We start from the raw sequence: 14,318 nt of genomic DNA, 5'->3' as shown, positions 1-14,318 counted from the left end.
TTCTAGCGATCTGCCATCGAGTCGGCCCGGAGGGCTTCGAGGTTCGCGTCGACCCTCGCCTGCGCTGCCTGCCTGGGGGTGATGTGCTGCCGGCCGGCATCGCCCAGCACTTGTGTCGTGAGATCGCGCAGAGTCTTCGTCACGATCGACCTGCTGGTCTCCCAACTGCCATCGACATCACCGAACGTCACCCACCACCACCATGCATTCGTCGCAGAGTTCGCCAGGAAATCGGGAACGACTGTGACACCGCGAGCCTGCAGACGGTCTTCGGCCTCAGGCAGGACGGGCATGTTCGCGGCCTCGACGATGAGCCCGGCGGTGATGGTCTCGCAGTTCTCAGGCGTGATCGCGTAGCTGACAGCGGCGGGGACCAGCACATCACAGTCGGCGGCCAGCCAGTCTCCACGGTCACCGTCCAGATCCTCGGGCCGCAGTGCGGCCCGGTCGATGCCGCCGAAGGGATCCCGTGTCGCCAGCAGGGCCTCGACGTCGAGGCCGGCCGGGTTGGACACGAACCCATCGGCATCAGCGATGCCGAGGATGGCCACCCCCGCCTCGGCGAGGAACCGGGCGCTCGCGCCGCCCATCGATCCGAATCCTTGGATCACTGCGCTCGAGTTGGCCGGGTCTCTCCCCTCGGCTTCGAGTGCAGCGATCACCGAGGTGGCCACTCCGAGTCCACCGACGAGTTCGTCCTGTCCCACACCGTCGACAATCGTGGAGAAGGCCGTCGCGGCTCGCTCTGTGGCGGCTTGCGGGTCTGTGAGCAGTTTCTCGACGGCTGCCAGCCCGCTTCCGAGCTCACGTTGTGCGAGGATGTCGTCGATATCGCTTTGGCGCACGCCCAGGTCTTCGCCGAGGGCCCAGTAGGCGCGCATGATCGGGTTCATGGCGACGAGGAAGCGTTCGAGGATGTCTCTGGCTCCGGGGGCACGTGGGTCGAAGTCGATGCCGCCCTTCGCGCCGCCGACGGGAACGTAGTGCCGGCCCGGCCGCAGATGGATCGCCTCCTTGCGCGTCATCCCCTGAGCCAGTCCCCGCACCTCTTCGAGGGTGCATCCCTGACGCATTCGCAGACCGCCCGAAGCGGTTCCCCTCACCAGCGTGTCGATGACGACGAAACCGTGTGCGCCGGTGACCGGATCCTGCCATGTGATGTCCATGAACATGTTGCTCCCCATAATTTTACTGAACCGCCATTCAGTTAGCTTCAGACCATCAGTCTGACCGTCGGAGGCCTGCCGCGTCAAGAGCGATTCGGGGTAAGTGCGAAGCTCAGTCCAATTCGCGCGCGACGAAGGCATCGACCCAGTTCGCCAGGGTCGCAGGCGTCACGGATTCGGGGTTGAAGATGAGTTGGACCGCGAGCCCGTCGAGGTACGCGAGGATCCTCGTGGCGCAGTCATCGGCCATCTCTGAAACGGTGGCGCCAGTGGGCCCGTTCGCCGACGCCTCCGTGGCTTCTCGAGCGTGGCTGAATCGGAATTCCTTCGCCTCGAGTCCAGCGACGATGAGCTCGGACAGTATTGTCTTCCACTCTCGGTCGAGGCTGGAGAACGTCGACTTCACCCCATCGTCGAAGAGTCCGGCAGACCACCCGTCGATCCAGATCTTCCAGCTCCTCGTCGAGCCTGACGGCATGTACCACTGGACGACGTCTCTGAGCCGCTGCGCTGCCGGCTTCCGTGTCGCGGCGAGTCGACGCGCGCGATAGAGGTCGTTCTCCCCGGCGTGTGCGAAGGCTGCAGCGACGAGTGCCTCCTTCGTCACGAAGTGGTAGATCACCAGGCTCGGGCTCAGCCCCAGCCGTTGCGCCACATCGGCGACTCGGAGGGTGCGCAGGCCCGTGCTCTCGATCTCCTCCACGGTCGCGGCCAGAATCTCCTCCCGGCGGACCGATGCACTCTTTCGCGGCATGAATCTCTCCCCCACACAGACAGAACTGGCCGTACAACAAGAATCTTGTTGTACAGCCATTCTAGATGCTCATGGTTCGGGGCCTGCGGGCATCGCCTCAGGCTGGCGTCATCTCAACCTCAGCGCAGGACGACGTCGGCCTGGGGCCCCACGAGGGACAGCGACTTCGGGCGAGCCATGAGGTCTCCTGCCATCGTCGACACCTGCTCAGCCGTGACCGATCGGACGCGTTCGATGAGGTCCAGCGGAGATTCGAGTGGGATTCCGAAGATCTCCGATCGGGCCAGTCGATTCATGCGTGCGGCCGAGGACTCGAGTCCGAGGACCATCGAACCCGAGAGCTGGGAGACGATCGCATCCAACTCGGTGCGACTTGGCACCTCCTGCGCCAGACGGTCCCATTCGGCCAGTGCCAGGTCGACGACGGCCTGCCCGTTCTCCGGTGTGCAGCCGGCGTAGATGCCGAACGTTCCGAAGTCGGTGAACTGGCTCGCCATGCAGTTGACGGCGTAGGCGAGACCGCGTTCTTCGCGCACGCTCTGGAAGAGTCGGGAGGACATTCCTCCGCCGAGCATCGTCAGCAGCACCGAATAGACGAAGCGATCCGGATGGCCCTCTTCCAGACCCTCGCAGCCGAGCAGGATTCCCAGCTGTTCGGTGTCTTTGACCGTGTGTGAGCGGCCCGAATTGAACGTCGGCACCTCACGTGCGCTGCGGTCGGGCACCCGGCCTGCTGTCGCGGCGGGGCTGTCCCAGGTGTGTGAGCCGGCCTGTGAGCCGACACCGGCCTGAGCTAATGCGTCATCGACCATGCCCAGGACTTCCTCGTGGGTGGCTCCGCCGGCTGCGGCGATGACCAGACGCGGGGGAACATAGGTCGTCGAATGGTGCTCGAGGAGTGTGTGATGACCCAGCACGCGGATCTGGTCCTTGGTCGCCCCCACCGGACGTGCCAATGGGTGGTCGCCGAAGATGAGCTCGTCGAAGTCATCGAACAGGACGTCACCGGGGTCGTCGGCAGACATCGCCAGCTCTTCGATGATGACGCCGCGTTCGCGCTCGAACTCCTCGGCGTCCAGGTTCGAGTTCGACACCATGTCGACGAGCAGCGAGGTGATGTCCGACAGGTCCGTGACCAGGCAGCGCGAGTAGTAGCAGGTGAGCTCCTTGGCTGTGATCGCGTTGGAGTCTCCCCCGGTCCGGTCGAAGGCTGCCGCGATCGTCTTCGCGTCCTTCGTCGGCGTTCCCTTGAAGAGCATGTGTTCGAGGAAATGGGTCGATCCGGCGGTCTCGGTCGATTCGTCACGCGAACCTGCCGCGACCCAGATGCCGATGGTCTCCGACGCCAGTCCGGGCATGTGTTCGGTGGTCACTGTCAAACCACCGGGGAGGACAGACCGATCGATTCGGCTGCCCTCCCCGGTGTGAGAATCTTTGAGTATCAGTTGTCTGATTCCTCTTCTGCTTCATCGTCATCGTCGCTGACAGGCGAGAGTGACAGCTTGCCGCGGTCGTCGATCTTCGTGATCTCGACCTGGACCTTCTGGCCGACTCCGACGACGTCTTCGACGTCCTCGACGCGCTTGCCATCGTTGAGCTTACGCAGCTCGGAGATGTGCAGCAGGCCGTCCTTGCCCGGTGTCAGGGAGACGAATGCGCCGAAGCTCATCGTCTTCACGACGGTTCCGAGGTAGCGTTCGCCGACTTCGGGCACCTGCGGGTTGGCGATGGCGTTGATCATCGAGCGGGCGGCCTCTGCGGCTGCTCCGTCGGCGGCACCGATGAGGACGGTTCCGTCGTCTTCGATGCTGATGTCAGCGCCGGTGTCTTCCTGCATCTGGTTGATCATCTTGCCCTTGGGTCCGATGACCTCGCCGATCTTGTCGACCGGGATGTTCACCGAGATGATGCGCGGAGCAGTCGGAGCCATCTCTGCCGGAGCGTCGATAGCCTCGGCGATGACGTCGAGGATGACCATGCGGGCTTCCTGCGCCTGCTTGAGGGCGGCACCGAGCACCGAGGCGGGAAGGCCGTCGAGCTTGGTGTCGAGCTGGATCGCAGTGATGAAGTCACGCGTACCGGCAACCTTGAAGTCCATGTCGCCGAAGGCGTCTTCGGCACCGAGGATGTCGGTCAGTGCCGCGTATGCGGTCTGGTCACCGGTGTCGGTGGAGATGACGTCGGAGACGAGTCCCATGGCGATGCCTGCGACGGGAGCCTGCAGCGGCACACCAGCCGAGAGCATGGCCAGAGTCGATGCGCAGACCGAACCCATCGAGGTCGAACCGTTGGATCCGAGTGCCTCTGATACTTCGCGGATGGCGTAGGGGAAGTCCTCGCGCTTGGGCAGAACCGGCACGAGTGCACGTTCAGCCAATGCACCGTGTCCGATCTCGCGGCGCTTCGGGCTGCCAACACGACCGGTTTCTCCGACCGAGTAGGGCGGGAAGTTGTAGTGGTGCATGTAGCGCTTCGTCGTCACAGGCGACAGAGAGTCGATGTGCTGCTCGAGCTTGAGCATGTTCAGCGTGGTGACACCGAGAATCTGGGTCTCTCCGCGCTCGAAGATGGCCGAGCCGTGAGCGCGTGGGATGACGTTGGTCTCGGCGGTCAGCGGACGGATGTCCTTGAGACCGCGACCGTCGATGCGGATCTGCTCGGTGAGGATGCGCTTGCGCACAACCTGCTTGGTCAGTGCGTTGAGGGCACCGGCGATTTCCTTCTCGCGGCCGGCGAAGCGTTCGCCGAGCTTGTCGAAGAGCTCAGACAGCAGAACTTCGCCTGCTGCTTCGCGTTCCTGCTTGTCAGCGATCTGGAAGTTCTCGGTCTGCTTGGCTTCGGCGAGTTCGCGCACAGCCTCGTAGACGTCGTCCTGGTAGTCCTTGAAGACAGGGAATTCGACGGTGGGCTTGGCAGCGCTGTCCGCCAGCTCCTGCTGCGCACGGCAGAGTTCGCTGATGAAGGGCTTCGCGGCTTCGAGTCCCTCGGCCACGACCTCTTCGGTGGGTGCGGGGGCACCGGTCTTGATGCGGTCGATGGCGTTGTCGGTGGCTTCTGCCTCGACCATCATGATCGCAACGTCGTCACCGACGACACGGCCGGCGACGACCATGTTGAAGACGGCGTCGTCGAGCTGCGAGTGGTTCGGGAAGGCAACCCACTGGCCGTCGATGAGTGCGATGCGCACGCCGCCGATGGGGCCGGAGAAGGGCAGTCCGGAGAGCTGAGTCGACATCGAGGCCGCGTTGATGGCCAGTGCATCGTAGATGTGGTCGGGGTGGATCGACATCACTGTGACGACGACCTGAACCTCGTTGCGCAGTCCCTTCACGAAGGAGGGGCGCAGAGGGCGGTCGATGAGGCGGCAGGTGAGGACCGCGTCGGTCGAGGGGCGTCCTTCACGGCGGAAGAACGAACCGGGGATGCGACCCGCGGCGTACATGCGCTCTTCGACGTCGACGGTCAGAGGGAAGAAGTCGAAGCCCTCACGGGGGTTCTTGCCCGCCGAGGTGGCCGAGAACAGCATGGTTTCGTCGTCGAGGTAGGCGACGGCAGAACCGGCGGCCTGCTGTGCAAGCCGTCCTGTTTCGAAGCGGATGGTGTGTGAACCATAGCTGCCATTGTCAATGTGCGCTACGGCGGATTCAGGGTTGAGTCCCACGTAATCTCCTTGTTTGTAACCGGTACGCGGACACCTTCGAAGAATGAAGGCGAAAAAAGCCCGCGTCGATCCGGTGGATATTGGCTCGGACAACCCCATGGATCCAAGCCGGTCATCGATCGGGGCCCACGGAATCAGCATGCGCATGCGTGCTCTTCCGGAAGCCACTACCGAGGACCGAAACGTCCATGGCATGGTTGTCCACGTTGAAGTCTACCGCAGTTGCCCCTGTGAGCCATTGCCTCGCATTCCACCCGGGCATGCCATGGGCAGTCTCCGGCATGCCACGGGCAGTCGAGCTGCCGGGAAAGACGAAGAAGCGCCCTGCATGATGCAGGACGCTTCGTTTCGTCTGAGGTGTCTCGTTCGAGTCTGTGTCAGTTCGTCCGAGTCGCACTCAATGTCATGGGGCTGGTCTCAGCGACGCAGGCCCAGGCGCTTGATGAGCGAGCGGTAGCGCTCGATCTCGACGCGCTGCAAGTACTTGAGCATCCGGCGGCGCTGGCCGACGAGGAGCAGCAGGCCACGACGCGAGTGGTGGTCGTGCTTGTGATCCTTGAAGTGTTCGGTGAGCTCGGTGATCCGGCGGGTCAGCAGCGCAACCTGAACCTCGGGAGAACCGGTGTCGCCCTCGTGAGTTGCATATTCCTTGATGACTTCTTGCTTTTCAGCAGTACTGAGAGCCATGGACTTCTCCTTTTGATCGTTGCGCGGCGCCGAGACCTGTCAGTCTCAGCACTATCGAACCGCGGCCGGTGAAAACGGCAAGGTTCAGTTTATCAGGTGTGGAGCACCTCGCGCACATCGGCAATGTCCTCGTGCATCTTCACGACGAGCTCGTCCATGCCGGTGAACGTCACCTGCCCACGGATGCGTGAGACGAACTCGAGGGTCATGTGCCTGCCGTAGACGTCGAATTCGCCGAACTCCTTATCGAGGACATGCGCCTCGACCCGTCGAACGCTGCCTTCGAACGTGGGGTTGGTGCCCACCGATATGGCTGCGGGGTATGCCTGATCCTCTTCGGAGAATGTCGCCCACCCGGCATAGACACCATCGGCGGGAATGAGGCCTGCGGCATCTTCGGACAGGTTCGCGGTCGGGAATCCGAGATCGCGACCGCGGGCGTCGCCGTGGACGACGGACCCTTCGACCCGGTGGTAACGACCCAACTGATCAGCAGCCTCGGCGACATCTCCGCCGACGATCTGTTCCCGGATCCGCGAGGAGGAGTACCGTCCCCCGCGTCCGACCTCTTCGATCGTCTCGGTCCGGAATCCGTATTTCTCGCCGAGGTGGCGCAGGGTCTCGATGGTGCCTTCGTTGTCCTTGCCGAAGCGCACATCATCACCGACGACGACGATCTCACAGCGCAGGGCCTCAACGAAGTAGGTGCGCACGAACTCCTCGGCGCTCTGGGCCGCGAAGTCGAGGTCGTAGTGCTGGACGAACAGGGCGTCGATGCCGGTGTCCGCGATGAAATCGGCCTTCTGCTCGGTGCTCGTGATCATCAGCGTCGGCTCATCAGGGCGGTGGACTGTGCGCGGGTGCGGGTCGAAGGTCATGGCCACGGAGCGCAGTGATCGCTCGCTGGCCAGTGCCGCTACGGCTTGGAGAACAGTCTGGTGACCGCGGTGGACCCCATCGAAGTTGCCCAGGGTCACGACGGTGCCGACATCGTCGGTCCCGACCTCATTCAGTCCGTGATAAAGCTCCACTCGACGCTTGCTCCTTCCGTGCACCGACTCAGGTTATCGCAGAGATGTTCTCACGTGCTAACCCACGCACGCCTCAGGAGATGATGGCCCAGCCGATCACGCCGACCAGGGATGCGATTGCGATGGAGAGGAACGTTCCGATGATGAATCGCTCGCCCGCGGCCGCCGAGGATTTGATCTCCGCGAAGCGCCCGAGCCCTTTGACTGCGACGACGACGGCCATGAGTTCGGGCCTCCCCAGCACAATGGCTCCGGCGATGAGTGCGCGCTCGACGATGCCGATCCACATTCCGCCGCGCAGGACTTCGATGTCCTCGCTGCCGGTACGCCGAGGTTTCGAGCCGGGCCCGTCGTGGGTCATACGCAGGAACAGCGGAACGAGCAGGTAGCCACCTGCTGCGGACACGATCGCCGCAATAGCAGCGATGAGTACGTCAAACCACATGGTCACCTGCCTGAGAGTCGCTGTCCCCGGTCTCTCCTGCATGGGCCAGGTGAAAGGTCGACAGTGCGCAGGCACCCTCGATGAGTTCCACACCGCCCGGGGAGAGCACCCTGGACACAGCCTGCTGGGAGACGTCGAAGTGTTCAGCGATGTCGTGCTGAGTGGAGTCGGGATGGTCGAGCCTGCGGTCGATGTAGCGCCGAGACTGGGACCGGATGTTCTCGAACGTCCAGACCACCAGGCGCAGAGCGCTTTCAGCCAGGCTCGAGTGCGCTGTCTCCGGGTCGACGACAAGATGAGCGGGTGCACCCTTTGCCGCCTCGACCGCGCGCCTGGCCGCGTAGAAGGCCTCCCCCCTGCCCTCGGCGGTGGAAGCCGGCAATGGGGTGTCGACCGGGCCGATGCCGATTCCGATATGCCACCCGGTTCGTGCGGCCAGCAGACGGACGGCCAGAGTCACCTGTTCGGGTGAGTCGAGAACGCCCTGTACCTCATCGCCGATCGTGCGCTCGAAGCCCCGCTGGGTCTCAACGCGGGCCAGAATGTCGAGCAACCCGGGCACCTCATCGGTGCGCTCACGAGATCCTCGCTGGTCGATGGTCATGACGTACATGACTCAAGTACACCAAAGTCCACCACGATAGACAACCGTTTCAGTTGTATCTATCAAATACAAGCGATTACGTTGTGTTGCCCGAAGTGACGTTGTGCTGCCCGCGGCGTCGTTGTGCTCTCAGGCAAGGTCGATGGCGAAGGCCGTCTGGGATTTCAGCACTCCCCCGGCTCGCACCTCGGCGATCGAGACGAGCTCCTCGCCGACGATCACGGCCACCTCATCACCCTGATCCGGGCTTCGATCGGTGTCGATCGTCTTGCCCTGCATCAGGGCTTTGGCCTCCGCGGAATCGACGTGCACGGTCGGGAGCAGCGTCCGGGCCACCTCGGCGAGAGAGGTCAGAGTGGGTGCGTCGGTGTCGAGATCATCGGGGATCGTCACCGCTTCGTCGAGACTGAAGGCGCCCACTCGAGTGCGCCGCAGAGCGGTGAGATGACCATGGACGCCGAGGCTGCTGCCGAGATCTCGCGCGAGTGCACGAACATAGGTCCCCGACGAGCAGTCGACTTCGACGTCGACATCGATGTGGCCCTGCGCAACGGAGTAGCGGGTGGCGAGGATGGTGAAGTCTGAGATCTCGACTCGGCGCGCCTTGAGCTCAACGTCTTCACCGGCACGGACGCGGGCGTAGGAGCGTTGCCCGTTGACCTTGATCGCGGAGACCGCGCTGGGAACCTGGTCGATCGATCCCGTCAAGGCCGAGACGCCGTGGGCGATCCCATCATCAGTGACTGCCGCCAGTGCCGCAGGCTCGGCGAAGAGGTCCGGCTCGGAGTCCGCGTCATCGGTCGGCGTGGCCGAGCCGAGACGGATCGTGGCCAGATAGGTCTTGGACACACCGGTGATGTAGCCCAGGAGTTTGGTCCCGCGACCCAGCCCGAGGACGAGCACGCCCGTGGCCATCGGGTCGAGGGTTCCGGCATGGCCGACCTTGTGGGTGCCGTACCAGCGCCGAATCCGGGAGACGACGCCGTGGGAAGTCAGGCCTTGGGGCTTGTCGCAGACAAGGACACCCTGTGGGGAAGTATCACTCACGTGTCAGGTTCGATCAGTTGAAGGAGACGTGCACGTGGTCGAAGTGGTTGTCCGTGGGTGAACCACGGTCTTCCATGCTGCTCCAACCGCTGCCCGGGTTCCAGATACGCTGTTCCCAGATCACGTACTTGACGTTGAGTGCTCCGGAGTTCTGGATCAGGTACTCGGCGATGCGGTCGCCGGTGGACCCGGTGATCATGATGTCGACGGCTCCGCCGGTGTAGTGATCCGAGGTGCCCGACCCCGGCCGAACGCCACCGTAGGTCTTGACTTCGGGGAACTTCGCACACACGGCGCGGTAGCCGTTGACGGCATTGGGCTGGAGTCCGGATTCGATCGAGGACGAGACCGAGCATGGTTCGTTCGAGATGCCCTCTGGAGTGTCTGAACCCTCTGATGACTTCTCATCCGAATCGGTGGACTTCTCCTCAGTCGACTTCGCACCGCCGGACTCCGTCTCAGCCTTCTCCGTGGTCGGGGACGGCTTGGGCTTGGGAGTCTTGACGTCGAGTGTCGTCTTCGAGGTCTTGTTCTTGTACTTGGGATCGTCCTTGACGTCCTTGAGGTACTCTTCGCCGGCCTTCTCGCGCTGGGCGTCGATCTCATCCTGGCTGACGGCCGAGGGGCTCGACTTCGCCTCCTGCGCTGAGGTGTCAGCAGCCTCGGTCGTGACATTGCCGGCCTCGGGCGGGCTCATGACGACAGTGGAGCCGACGACGGCAGCGGTGGCTGCGGCCGGAACCGCGATCGCGGCAACGACGGGACGCTGCCGGACAGTTGCCAGCACGGAGGTGGCGGTCGACGGCGCGTCCGAGGAGTGCCGACCGGCCGAGCGCTTGCCGGCCTTGCCTGCCTTGCCGGCGGGAGTCAGATCCCGGACCAGCTGCTTAGCGAAGCCAGGCTTTGGCGAAGAGTGCTTACCCAATGCAGAAATCCCTTAACAGAGTCGTAATCATTTCGTTACCAGAAAAAGTCTAAACTAGAAGTGAAAGATTACAAAACTGTTACGTGAAGTTTTTTCCCGAGAGTGACAGAGATCGCGATTGCTCGCACGAGGCCCGCTGCGCTCAACCGAGAGGACACAGCCGGAGCACTGTCGCACCGGTGCTTCGTTATAGCGCTGTGACCAGTCAGTCTTCCTCGTCGGCCCTCTTGTAGGGGTCTTCGTCTCCCGCGGGCTTCGCGTCCTTGGCCAGTCCGGCCACCCGTGCGTCATCTGCTGCGGCCTTGGCGAGAAGACCGTCCAGGTGAGCGGCGGCCTCCGGCACGGCGTCGGCAATGAATTCGAGGCTGGGAGTCAGTCGGATCGTCAGGCCCTTGCCGACCTCTGATCGGATGAAGCCCTTCGCGGACTCCAGTGCTTTGCCTGTGGCCTCGAGATCCTGCCCGTCGCCGAAGACAGTGTAGAAGATCGAGGCGTGCTGCAGATCTCCGGTCACGCGCACATCGGTGACCGTGACGAAACCGAGACGGGGGTCCTTGAGTCTGCGTTCGATCGTGCTGGCGACGATGACCTTGATCTGGTCGGCGATCTTACGCGCCCGAGTTGCATCTGCCATGGTGACTTCCTTCTTCGTCTGAACTGTGACAGTGACTGAGTTCGGTTGGAACTGCCACTTGAGTATCTGTCTGTGTCTAAGTCTGTGTGTCTGTGCGTCTGGGGAGAACTCCCCCGGCACATTCTCTCATCGCCGGGGACGTCAGTGCGGAACAGCGCAGAGGCCTGCGAACCGCAGACCGGGTCCTGCCCGGGAGGTGTGCTGGCGAGTGGACTCATGCCACCCGCTCGCACATTCCCCGTTCAGAACCCGGTATGGGAGAGCGACGTGTCGATCAGTCGCGAGGCTTCTCACGCGTCTCGACGGTCTCGATGATGTCGCCGACGCGCAGATCGTTGAAGCTGCCCAGGCCGATGCCGCACTCGAATCCTTCGCGGACCTCGGTGGCATCGTCCTTGAAGCGACGCAGGGACTCGATCTTGACCTTGTCCCCGACGACCACTCCATCACGGGTGACGCGAGCAGACGCGTTCCTGGTGATGTGACCATCGCGAACGATGGAGCCGGCGATGTTGCCGAACTTGGAGGACCGGAAGACTTCGCGGATCTCCGCGGTGCCCGTCTGGACCTCTTCGTACTCCGGCTTGAGCATGCCCTTGAGCGAGCTCTCGATGTCGTCGATCGCCTGGTAGATGACCGAGTAGTAACGGACATCGACGCCTTCGCGCTCGGCCAGGTCGCGAGCCTTCGCCTCCGGACGGACGTTGAAGCCCAGGACGATCGCGTTGTCGACCGTGGCCAGGTTGATGTCGTTCTCCGTGATCGCACCCACACCGCGGTGGATGATGCGCAGGTCGACGTCGTCGCCCACATCGATCTTGAGCAGCGAATCCTCCAGTGCTTCGACAGCACCGGACACATCGCCCTTGAGGATGAGGTTGAGCATGTCGACCTTGCCCTCGGCGAGTGCCTTGGTGAAGTCCTCGAGGCTGATGCGCTTGCGACCGCGAGCCTGAGCAGCATTGCGCTCGATGGCGTCACGCTTCTCAGCGATCTGACGGGCGGTGCGATCGTCCTCGGTGGAGATGAACGTATCACCGGCACGCGGCACGGAGGACAGCCCCAGCACCTGGACCGGACGGGATGGTCCCGCCTCCTCGACGAGGTTGCCGTTCTCATCGAACATCGCACGCACACGTCCGTAGGCTGTGCCACACACGATGGCATCTCCCTGACGCAGTGTGCCGGAGTCGACGAGCACGGTCGCAACCGCGCCACGGCCCTTGTCCAGCTTGGCCTCGATCGCGATGCCGCGAGCGGACTTGTCCGGATTGGCCCTCAGGTCCAGCGCAGCATCGGTGGTCAGCAGCACGGATTCAAGCAGCTGGTCGATGCCCTCGCGTTTGAGCGCAGAGATCGGCACGAACATAGTCTCGCCGCCGTATTCCTCGGCAACCAGGTTGTACTCGGTCAGCTGCTGCATGACCTTGGCGGGGTTAGCGCCTTCCTTATCGGTCTTGTTCACTGCGACCACGATCGGAATGTTCGCCGCCTGAGCGTGGTTGAGTGCCTCAACGGTCTGCGGCATCACGCCGTCATCGGCCGCGACCACGAGGATCGCGAGGTCCGTCGACTTCGCACCACGGGCACGCATAGCGGTGAACGCCTCGTGACCTGGTGTATCGAGGAAGGTGATCTTGCGATCGATGCCTTCGTGTTCGACCTCGGCCTGGTAGGCACCGATGTGCTGGGTGATTCCGCCGGCTTCGCGGGCAGCCACGTTCGCAGAGCGAATGGCATCGAGCAGCTTGGTCTTACCGTGGTCGACGTGACCCATGACAGTGACGACCGGTGGACGTGCTGTGAGATCCTCGTCGGCCTCTTCCGCGGCTTCCGCGTCAAGGTCGATGTCGAAGGTCTCGAGCAGCTCACGGTCTTCGTCCTCGGGTGAGACGATCTCGATCTTGTAGCCGAGCTCCTCGCCGAGGACCTCGAATGTGCCCTCATCCAGAGACTGGGTGATGGTCGCCATCTCGCCGAGGTGGAAGAGCACCGTCACGAGGTTCGTCGGATCGGTGTTGATCTTCTCAGCGAAATCGGCCAGCGAGGATCCGCGACGCAGACGCAGAGGAGTATTGCCGTCGCCGCGTGGAACAGAGACGCCACCAACCGACGGTGTCTGCATCTGCTCGAACTCGGCGCGCTTGGCCCGCTTCGACTTGCGTCCCTTCTGACGGGGACCGCCTCCACGGCCGAATGCACCCTGGGTGCTTCCACGACCGCGACCTGAACCACGACCACCTGGACCGCCGCCGGGTCCGCGACGACCTGCAGGTGCACCGCCTGGAGCTGCGCCTGGCGCACCGGGTGCGCCGCCGCCGGCGGGCGCGTTGCCGCGTCCTCCGCCTCGACCGCGGCCTGGAGCCGGCTTGTTCAGCGCAGAGTTCTTCATCATCGATGGGTTGGGGCGAGGTGCGCCCGGACGTGGTGCCGGACGTGGACCTGCTGCGCCTTCCTCACCGGATGCACGAGGTGGCTTCTGGCCTGGCTTCGGCATCCCCTGCGAGTTTGCGAACGGGTTGTTGCCCGGGCGCGCACCCGGACCGCCTTGGCCCCCCTGGCCGCCGGGACGATTGCCGGACTTCGGTCCACCGCGTCCTGCCGGTTTGGGCATGCCCTGTGCTGGGGCGAAGGGATTGTTTCCGGGACGGGCCGGCGAGCGACCGCCCGGCTTCGGAGCAGAGCCCGGCTTGGGTGCCGAACCTGGCTTGGGAGCCGCAGCGGGCTTCGCAGCAGCACCAGGCTTCGGCGCGTTCGAGCGGGCCGCAGGCTTGGCCGGCTCTGCCGGGGAATCAGCAGACTTGGTGTCTCCAGCGGACGCGTCCGTGTCAGCAACCTCGGCATCTGCAGCGGGCTTCGCCTCTGCAACGGGGTTGGCTTCTGCAGCGGGGTTGGCTTCTGCAGCAGGTTTCGCGCTCGGCTTCGCACCGGTCGGCTTAGCTGCGGGCTTCGCCTCTGCAGGCGTGGATTCAGCTGCTTCGGTCGGTGCCGAAGCTGGCTTGGCGCCGGGCTTGGCTCCTGGCTTGGCAGAAGTCTTTGCACCGGGCTTGGGAGCTCCGGGCTTCGCGGCAGGCTTGGCGCCTGGCTTAGCAGCCGGCTTCGAGTCGGCGGATGCGCCGGATGTCTTGTCGCCGGAGTCGGCCGGAGCGGACTCGGCGAATGCTTCCTTCACCTTGCGCACAACGGGTGCTTCGAGGGTCGAGGAAGCGGAGCGAACGAATTCGCCCAGGCCCTGGAGTTTCTCGAGGACGTTCTTACTTGTAGTGCCGAGCTCTTTTGCGAGCTCATGGACACGGGGCTTTGCCACAGTTCTCCTGTCCGGGTTCTTTCCCGGTCAGGAAAGAACCTCATCAATGAAGAGCAG

At 63.6% G+C, this 14,318-nt stretch carries 12 protein-coding genes; all 12 read right to left on the bottom strand.

The features are described 5' to 3' along the window. Window positions 1–2 precede the first annotated feature (2 nt). A complete protein-coding gene (locus HU144_RS10330; protein WP_235351273.1) occupies window positions 3–1,172 on the bottom strand; it encodes a Glu/Leu/Phe/Val dehydrogenase dimerization domain-containing protein in 1,170 nt (389 codons plus the stop codon). Window positions 1,173–1,278: 106 nt separating this feature from the next. Beyond that, the gene (locus HU144_RS10325; protein WP_235351272.1) at window positions 1,279–1,920 is read right to left on the bottom strand and encodes a TetR family transcriptional regulator C-terminal domain-containing protein; all 642 of its coding nucleotides are present in this window, start codon (window positions 1,918–1,920) and stop codon (window positions 1,279–1,281) included. A 119-nt stretch (window positions 1,921–2,039) separates the two neighbouring features. After that, window positions 2,040–3,293, bottom strand: coding sequence for a M16 family metallopeptidase (locus tag HU144_RS10320; RefSeq protein WP_235351271.1), 1,254 nt, complete (start codon window positions 3,291–3,293; stop codon window positions 2,040–2,042). A 68-nt stretch (window positions 3,294–3,361) separates the two neighbouring features. Continuing rightward, window positions 3,362–5,581, bottom strand: coding sequence for a polyribonucleotide nucleotidyltransferase (locus HU144_RS10315; RefSeq protein ID WP_235351270.1), 2,220 nt, complete (start codon window positions 5,579–5,581; stop codon window positions 3,362–3,364). 417 nt (window positions 5,582–5,998) lie between these two features. Then, a complete protein-coding gene (rpsO, locus tag HU144_RS10310) occupies window positions 5,999–6,268 on the bottom strand; it encodes a 30S ribosomal protein S15 (protein WP_009882989.1) in 270 nt (89 codons plus the stop codon). Between the two features lie 92 nt (window positions 6,269–6,360). After that, on the bottom strand, window positions 6,361–7,299 hold the full coding sequence (locus tag HU144_RS10305; RefSeq protein ID WP_235351269.1) for a bifunctional riboflavin kinase/FAD synthetase: 939 nt from the start codon (window positions 7,297–7,299) through the stop codon (window positions 6,361–6,363). Between the two features lie 73 nt (window positions 7,300–7,372). Beyond that, on the bottom strand, window positions 7,373–7,750 hold the full coding sequence (locus tag HU144_RS10300; RefSeq protein WP_442862651.1) for a hypothetical protein: 378 nt from the start codon (window positions 7,748–7,750) through the stop codon (window positions 7,373–7,375). Next, window positions 7,734–8,357 carry a hypothetical protein gene (locus tag HU144_RS10295; protein ID WP_235351268.1) on the bottom strand — a complete coding sequence of 208 codons (624 nt, stop codon included), beginning with the start codon at window positions 8,355–8,357 and terminating at the stop codon, window positions 7,734–7,736. Before HU144_RS10295 ends, HU144_RS10300 begins: the two co-directional genes overlap by 17 nt. A 120-nt stretch (window positions 8,358–8,477) precedes the next feature. Continuing rightward, complete coding sequence (truB, locus tag HU144_RS10290; protein WP_235351267.1) at window positions 8,478–9,395, bottom strand: tRNA pseudouridine(55) synthase TruB; 918 nt, start codon at window positions 9,393–9,395, stop codon at window positions 8,478–8,480. Window positions 9,396–9,408: 13 nt separating this feature from the next. Next, entirely contained in the window at window positions 9,409–10,320 is a 912-nt protein-coding gene (locus tag HU144_RS10285; protein ID WP_235351266.1) for a ligand-binding protein SH3, read from the bottom strand. Between the two features lie 205 nt (window positions 10,321–10,525). Next, the gene (gene rbfA / locus HU144_RS10280; RefSeq protein WP_235351265.1) at window positions 10,526–10,954 is read right to left on the bottom strand and encodes a 30S ribosome-binding factor RbfA; all 429 of its coding nucleotides are present in this window, start codon (window positions 10,952–10,954) and stop codon (window positions 10,526–10,528) included. A 274-nt stretch (window positions 10,955–11,228) separates the two neighbouring features. Beyond that, window positions 11,229–14,261 (bottom strand): translation initiation factor IF-2, encoded by a 3,033-nt coding sequence (gene infB, locus HU144_RS10275; RefSeq protein ID WP_235351264.1) that lies wholly within the window; start codon window positions 14,259–14,261, stop codon window positions 11,229–11,231. Window positions 14,262–14,318 lie beyond the last annotated feature (57 nt).

Source organism: Brevibacterium sp. UCMA 11752, assembly GCF_021532235.1.
Classification (GTDB): domain Bacteria; phylum Actinomycetota; class Actinomycetes; order Actinomycetales; family Brevibacteriaceae; genus Brevibacterium; species Brevibacterium antiquum.
This window is presented reverse-complemented; position numbering and strand designations above follow the sequence as displayed.